Genomic DNA, 6,264 nt, shown 5'->3' with positions numbered 1-6,264 from the left:
ACTTATTATGATCTTATGAGGATCTGTTATTGGATCTAATCGGTGGATAAACCGACTAAATCACTGTCAGACTACGGTGGATAAACAGAATCAACTCACCAGCCCGCTTCCCCGCCCTCCCCCATGTTCCTCTGCTGATGCGGTTTGTTGCCCGATTATTCAAATAAAGGTTATACACAGCTAAATAGCGGTTTACTCGCTACAGTGGTTATTGGTCACTCGCCAGCGCGGTTGTTTATCTCGCTACAGTGGTTATTTTACTTCCCACAGTGGTTATTCTTCTCGCTATAGTGGTTATCAACCCCTCTTCAGGCCTTCTCCTGCAAGGCCCAGGCGGCAGCGGGGATCTATTAAGGATCTCATTTTGATCTATAGAGGATCGAACGATTGGATCTGACCTGTGGATAACGAGGATAAAAACAACAAACATGCCGGGAAAAAAGCGGGAATCGTGACAGGAAAGTTTGAGTAAAAGTGAGGGCGTACAGGAGGGCTGAAGATTGACCGTAACCTGCCAGAGCAAATCAAAGGAAAAGAAAGGGCAAATCTGAACAGACTGTCCGCATGTTGGTATAAAGCCAGTTAGCGGCCAACAGGTTTGGTAAATCAGCCTTGCTCAGTTGATATCGTCTACCTTTTCACCGCAGGGATGTTAAATGCAGCATTGTTTTCTTCGCTTTGATTATCATCTAACCAGCAAGCCTGACGAACCGATACCTGCTGAAACATCCCGCTGTTTAATGCATTAAAAGAAGTGCCAGTTCTTTCATTGCCAATCCGGGTGCGTAGTTAAGCACCTGATCCAAAGATATAATTATTTAACAATGATGCCCTCACCTTTCCCCTGCTCTGCTAAACACGTTTCTCATCCAGCTAATCACATCAAATTTTCACCAGGTTGAAATCAATCCAAAATATTGATAAATATATGTTTTTAACAAATTTTCATGATGAAAACACCATGAATTTCTCCTGAAAATGACGATCAGGAGAGTTTGTAATGATGAGCATCTGCATACTTAAGAGAGCGATTTTCAGCACAAACGCTTGAATACATGCCTCATGTTGATCGACACGACCGATGCAATAAGTAGAAGCCATCTGGGATACGGTTTGCAAAATTCATTCTGAGCAGAAGCTGAAAAATGAGAATCTAAGTTCTGAATGCTGAAAACCAGCAATTAAATAGGGGTGGCACATCCGTTCATTTAGAGGAGGTTGCTAAACATCTCAGGCTGACAACACCAATTTTCTGCATAGGAAGCCAGAAAGTTTCGTTTTAAACAGGCTAATTCACCTGCGTTTTCTGTCAACAGCTTAACTCCTGAAATGCTACTGTCAGATAATTCAGCTTTTCATATCATGAAGAGAAGATTAAAAGTAGGCAACGATAAAACAGACCAACGATTCTCAGCAGTCCGCAATTAATTTCTGTTGCGCGACTCAGCTCGCTCATCACCAGCAAATATACAGATAGTCAAAATGAAGAATGCGCAGTACGACTCTTTCCGTCCGCACTTCAATTAGCATGATTGTTTCGCGATACCAGGCTATGCCATTTACCTCTGTGTCGCACGCTCTTCGTTGAGAAAATCATTAATGTGCGCAGCGGCGCAGACATAAATCGGTGAGTAAAGCAGAGCCAGGGACCATCAAAAGCAGACCGCGATTCCGGCAGTACAGCAACAAGCTCGCCAGTTTCGAAATGGGGCTGTAGCCGGTTCCCGAAGAGAGCAGATAATGCCTCTGCCCTGTTTAGCGAAATTAATAGCGGCAGCTGCACCATCAATGCCAATAATTAAGCGACCGACAGGATTAACCTTCACGGCCTTACCCCGATATTCAAATTCCCGGGGTCTCAGTACACCGCTTGAATATTTCACCCGAATACAGTCATGGCTGGCTAAATCAGCCGGATATGACGGTGAACCCTGCAACGCTAAATAACCAGGCGCGGCCGCAGGTGCGAGCGTCTGTGTGCGGGCACCGATCAGTGCGGCACTGGTATCTTTTACCGGATGCTCGCCATAGCGGATACCGGCGTCACAGCCTGCTGAGGTAACGTCTGCCAGGCGATCATCAACCATGATCACTACGCCTGATAACGGAAAGCGCAGGAGAAGCGGTTCATTATAGGTGGCAGAATATCCAGCATCACTGCACCAGTGGCGTTCAATTTAAGCACGCCGCGTACCGCTTGCTGAGAACCTGAAACGTCATTCAGCACTGCTCTCATTTTAGTCAGCAGAGAGGCAATAGGTCAGCCAAAGTCCGGCCAGCTTCGGTTGGTGTTACGCTGCACGTAGTGCGGATAGAAAGCGGCACGCCAGCATTCTGCTCCAGCGTAGTGATGCTTTCGCTTACGATTGAAGGTGACAGATCAGGCTGTTTTGCCGCCATCCGGAAGCCATTCTCTTTGAACACGGTAATGAAGATCGATAAGTCATTCACAGTTGCGGCCTGTCAATATTCGGTTATCCGATCAGCCTGTTCATATTCTCCTTTATTACCAAACGTTATCAGTCCGCTTATAAAGGGAGAGCAAACACGAGACTCCTTCTGCAAAGGAAAGCGCATCTCAGGCTGAATAAGCCGGAGACGTTATGACAGATAGAGTTGTGCTTATTACCGGGGCCAACTAAATTATCGGCTTGAAGACAACCCGGTTTGTGCGGTTATCGTATCTGGCTGGCGTGTCGCGATGACGCGCGGAGCCAGGCTTTTCTGCCGCTACTGAAATTCGCCCTCGGCGCTACACTCATCATAGCCAGTAGTGGACTGGGTCAATGGAATAGGTTTCCGACCCGAACCATCCTTTTTAAGGTCTATTAACTGGCCTGTACCGCTCAAAAACCGCAATGAACGCGAAAATCATCGCCTTTGCCAGACAGCTTAAGGATGCGGGCATCAGCGTGAACGCCGTGGTTCCCGGCTATACCGCCACAGATTTCAATGAACACAGCGGCTACAGAAGCGTGCCCCAGGCTACGGCCGGGATTGTCTGGCTGGCAGAACAGAGTCAGGGGAAATTTACCGGCGGATTCTGCTTCGATCAGCAGCGCGCGTCGTGGTATAGGCTACCTGAAACCAGACACAACTCAACTGATTAGCCCGTTCAGATCTCAGCGGTGGTGTGAAGCTGGGACATTTTACACTTCAGCATATCGTTTCCGCGCCTGCTGGCTTGTTCGTTTATGCTGCGCATTCGACAGGGTTCTTGTAGCGGCCTGTCAGGCTATAACATTCAGTTCGCCCAGCAAGAGTGCTTCGAATAAGCGTGAAGGAAGAGTCGGAAGCAGAGAATAGTCGGGTGAGCACGGTGGATTGTGATTTCATTTTTTCGACAGCTCTCTTCGGGGAAATAACTTACCCGCCATACCTTGTTTTACGGCCGGTAAAGCGATTATTTCAACTGGCGAACTTTTATATACCCGCAATTTAACTGTAGAGCTGAGAGAACATGTGCCACCGTGGCCATCTAAAGTATCGCTGACGCATTCCTGCTCTGTGCTTTATTCGCTGGTTTGAACGGCCCGTTTTTCAGGAAACTCACCAGGGAAATATAGTGGCAAGTTTATGAAATAAATGATAATTGTTCATATTTTCACGATGAAAACACCCTTTTTTCGCTATCTTCATCCGGATTATGTCCTGTTGATACGTTGTATGCTGCGCTAGCTGTTACCAGGAAAGATTTCGCTGCAGTTTTAGAAAGACTCACCAGCGGGAATGATTTTCCTGCTGTTCTCTGCTTCTGATCGGCTACTGTTAATCAGCCAACTTTCGCCGCACTGCGCCTTCCGCTGAAGTATCCCGGCCCGGACGGCAGCAGGTTACGCCAGCGTAATCAGCCCGAAGCATTCCATCCTCTAATAAAAAATCCAGGTTTTTGGCATTTTTCTAAAAAATTGGCAGATAACCGCTTTTTGTGTAGTATGCAAAAAACATTAATGCAGAGGGGCTTATGAAGCGTGACTATGGTGGTGTGCTGGAGATGGCAACGCGTGCCAACTCTATGTTGCACGGGCTGAGTAATCATATTGAGCAGCAGCGTCAGGAATTTAACCAGACCGGTTTTTATCAGACTTTCTCTCGGAATGCCGTTGCCAACATGCCATTGCTGAGTAAGCATGCCGTGGTTGCCGCCATCAGTGACATGGAAGAAGCCGGCTATCAGTTTGGTAAGAAGCAAACCGGTAGCACCTCACAATATGCATTAACTATCCAGAACGTGGTCGATATTTATCAGCACCGTAAGGTACCAAAATACCGTGATAAGCACGAAGGTCCGTTTGTGATCTTTGTGGTCAGCCTCAAAGGTGGCGTTTCTAAAACCGTCAGCACCGTGACGCTGGCCCACGGTATGCGCGCCCATCCTTCGATGCTGCACAATGACCTGCGGATACTGGTTATCGATCTTGACCCGCAGGCTTCCAGCACCATGTTCCTCAGCCACACCAACAGCGTTGGCTCGGTACTGGAAACCGCCGCCCAGGCCATGCTCAACGATCTGGACGCTGACCAGCTGCGTGAGCAGTTTATCAAGCCGACGGTAATGCCTGGCGTGGATGTCATTCCCGCCTCGATTGATGACGGGTTTGTCGCCAGTGACTGGGAAGAGCTGGTCGCCCAGCATCTGCCCGGCGTTGCACCTTCTGAAGTTCTGCGCCGTAACGTCATCGATCGTCTGGCCGGTGATTACGACTTCATCTTCCTCGATACCGGCCCGCATCTCGATTCGTTTATGCTGAATGCGATTGCTGCCAGTGATGTGCTGCTGACGCCAACGCCGCCGGCGCAGGTCGATTTCCACTCGACGATGAAATACCTGACACGTCTGCCAGAAATGCTGGAGCGGATCGAAGCGGAAGGGGTTGAGCCACGCCTGAAGGCAAATATTGGCTTCATGTCAAAAATGACCTCCAAGCACGATCACCTCACGTCTCAAAGTTATGCCCGCGAAGTGTTTACCAAATCAATGCTTGATTGTGGCCTGCCGCGGCTTGATGGCTTTGAACGCTGCGGCGAGTCGTTTGATACGGTGATCAGCGCGAACCCGTCATCCTATCCCGGCAGCGCCGATGCGTTACGCAAAGCTAAATATGAAGCGGAGCAGTTCTCAAGGGCTGTATTCGATCGCATTGAATATATCAGGAGCACCCTGTGAGCAAACCCATCCAGCGCATAGGCCGCAAATTCGGTGACTCCGCCATTGCCAGCATGATCGACAGCAGCAGCCAGTCACGCACCTTTACCCTTAAGTCGGGTATGAAGGCGACCTTTGTGCGGCAGCTGATCCCGCATGATGACATTGAAGCAAAGACCTACGTTGACCCGAAGATTAACGGTCGCGATCAGAGCACGCTGACGGCGGAGTCGCTCAAAGAGATCACCCGCACCATTACCCTGCAACAGTTCTTCCCGGCCATCGGGCGCATCACCGCTGACCGGATCGAAATCATGGATGGCTCCCGTCGCCGCGCAGCCTGTATTCTCTCTGGTGCCAGTCTGGAAGTGCTGGTCACGGCGGATGAACTGAGCATCAGTGATGCTCGTCAGCTGGCCGCCGATATTCAGACTGCCCGCGAACATAACCTGCGCGAGCTGGGACTGCGTTTTATGCTGATGAACGAGCAGGGCATGAGTAAGTCGGAGATTGCCAAAGCGGAAGGGATCTCGAATGCCAAAGTGACGCGTGCTTTCCAGGCTGCTTCAGTTCCGGCTGAATTTATCGAACTTTTCCCGGTGGTGGCTGAACTAACGCTGCAGGATTATCAGCTGCTGCTTGATGTGTGGGAAGAAGCCAAAGCCGAAGCGGTCGCGGTCGATGACCTGGTCAGTCAGATTCAGGATAAACTGACCCGTGATACGATGCCGGCACAGCTCAACGCCGACGAAAAAAAATCGGCCATTCTCGACTGCTTCAAAACCGCCAGGAAGCAGCTTAAAACCCCGCCGCCAGCCAGCAGGACGGTGACGGAAAAACTGGCGACCTTCAGCACCGCCAATACCTATGCGCGCCGTAAAACCAACGACGAGAAGCGGACCGTGCAGTATGAATTCAGCCGCCTGCCAAAAGAGATCACCGAGAAGATTGATGCTTCGATTAAACAGATTTTGTCATCGATGAAGCAGAACAATTCCTGATTATCGTTAAAACCGGCCTGCCGCCGGTTTTTTTATCCTGGCCGGTCAGATCACTTTCTTCACTATTCATCACTCCCGCTCGAAAACTCGCTGCATTGCTGACCCATCCGGCGTTAC

Annotated in this window: 5 protein-coding genes; 3 read left to right on the top strand and 2 right to left on the bottom strand. The window is 49.6% G+C overall.

Annotated elements, in window-relative coordinates; genetic code table 11:
- Positions 1–1,652 precede the first annotated feature (1,652 nt).
- Together AC6I8I_RS23925 and AC6I8I_RS23920 are read right to left on the bottom strand one after the other, a co-directional pair.
- On the bottom strand, positions 1,653–2,087 hold the full coding sequence (locus AC6I8I_RS23925; RefSeq protein ID WP_312056600.1) for a LysR substrate-binding domain-containing protein: 435 nt from the start codon (positions 2,085–2,087) through the stop codon (positions 1,653–1,655).
- Between the two features lie 154 nt (positions 2,088–2,241).
- The gene (locus AC6I8I_RS23920; RefSeq protein WP_497828951.1) at positions 2,242–2,451 is read right to left on the bottom strand and encodes a helix-turn-helix domain-containing protein; all 210 of its coding nucleotides are present in this window, start codon (positions 2,449–2,451) and stop codon (positions 2,242–2,244) included.
- Between the two features lie 407 nt (positions 2,452–2,858).
- On the opposite strand from AC6I8I_RS23920, the gene AC6I8I_RS23915 reads away from it, so the two are divergent.
- The 3 genes from AC6I8I_RS23915 (at position 2,859) to AC6I8I_RS23905 (ending at position 6,147) form a co-directional block, all read left to right on the top strand.
- Positions 2,859–3,110: a Rossmann-fold NAD(P)-binding domain-containing protein gene (locus AC6I8I_RS23915; RefSeq protein WP_312056601.1), complete on the top strand. Its 252-nt coding sequence runs from the start codon at positions 2,859–2,861 to the stop codon at positions 3,108–3,110.
- An 854-nt stretch (positions 3,111–3,964) separates the two neighbouring features.
- On the top strand, positions 3,965–5,167 hold the full coding sequence (locus AC6I8I_RS23910) for an AAA family ATPase (RefSeq protein ID WP_031377930.1): 1,203 nt from the start codon (positions 3,965–3,967) through the stop codon (positions 5,165–5,167).
- Positions 5,164–6,147 (top strand): ParB family protein, encoded by a 984-nt coding sequence (locus tag AC6I8I_RS23905; RefSeq protein ID WP_094106375.1) that lies wholly within the window; start codon positions 5,164–5,166, stop codon positions 6,145–6,147. Before AC6I8I_RS23910 ends, AC6I8I_RS23905 begins: the two co-directional genes overlap by 4 nt.
- Positions 6,148–6,264: the final 117 nt, after the last annotated feature.

The sequence above is a fragment of the Pantoea sp. X-Soil-YNGN-775 genome, from assembly GCF_059730575.1.
This window is presented reverse-complemented; position numbering and strand designations above follow the sequence as displayed.

Excerpts from the sequence above, each read along its gene's own strand:
- AC6I8I_RS23925 (WP_312056600.1), bottom strand. The coding sequence starts at position 2,087 with ATGGTTGATGATCGCCTGGCAGACGTTACCTCAGCAGGCTGTGACGCC.
- AC6I8I_RS23915 (WP_312056601.1), top strand. The coding sequence starts at position 2,859 with ATGAACGCGAAAATCATCGCCTTTGCCAGACAGCTTAAGGATGCGGGC.
- AC6I8I_RS23910 (WP_031377930.1), top strand. The coding sequence starts at position 3,965 with ATGAAGCGTGACTATGGTGGTGTGCTGGAGATGGCAACGCGTGCCAAC.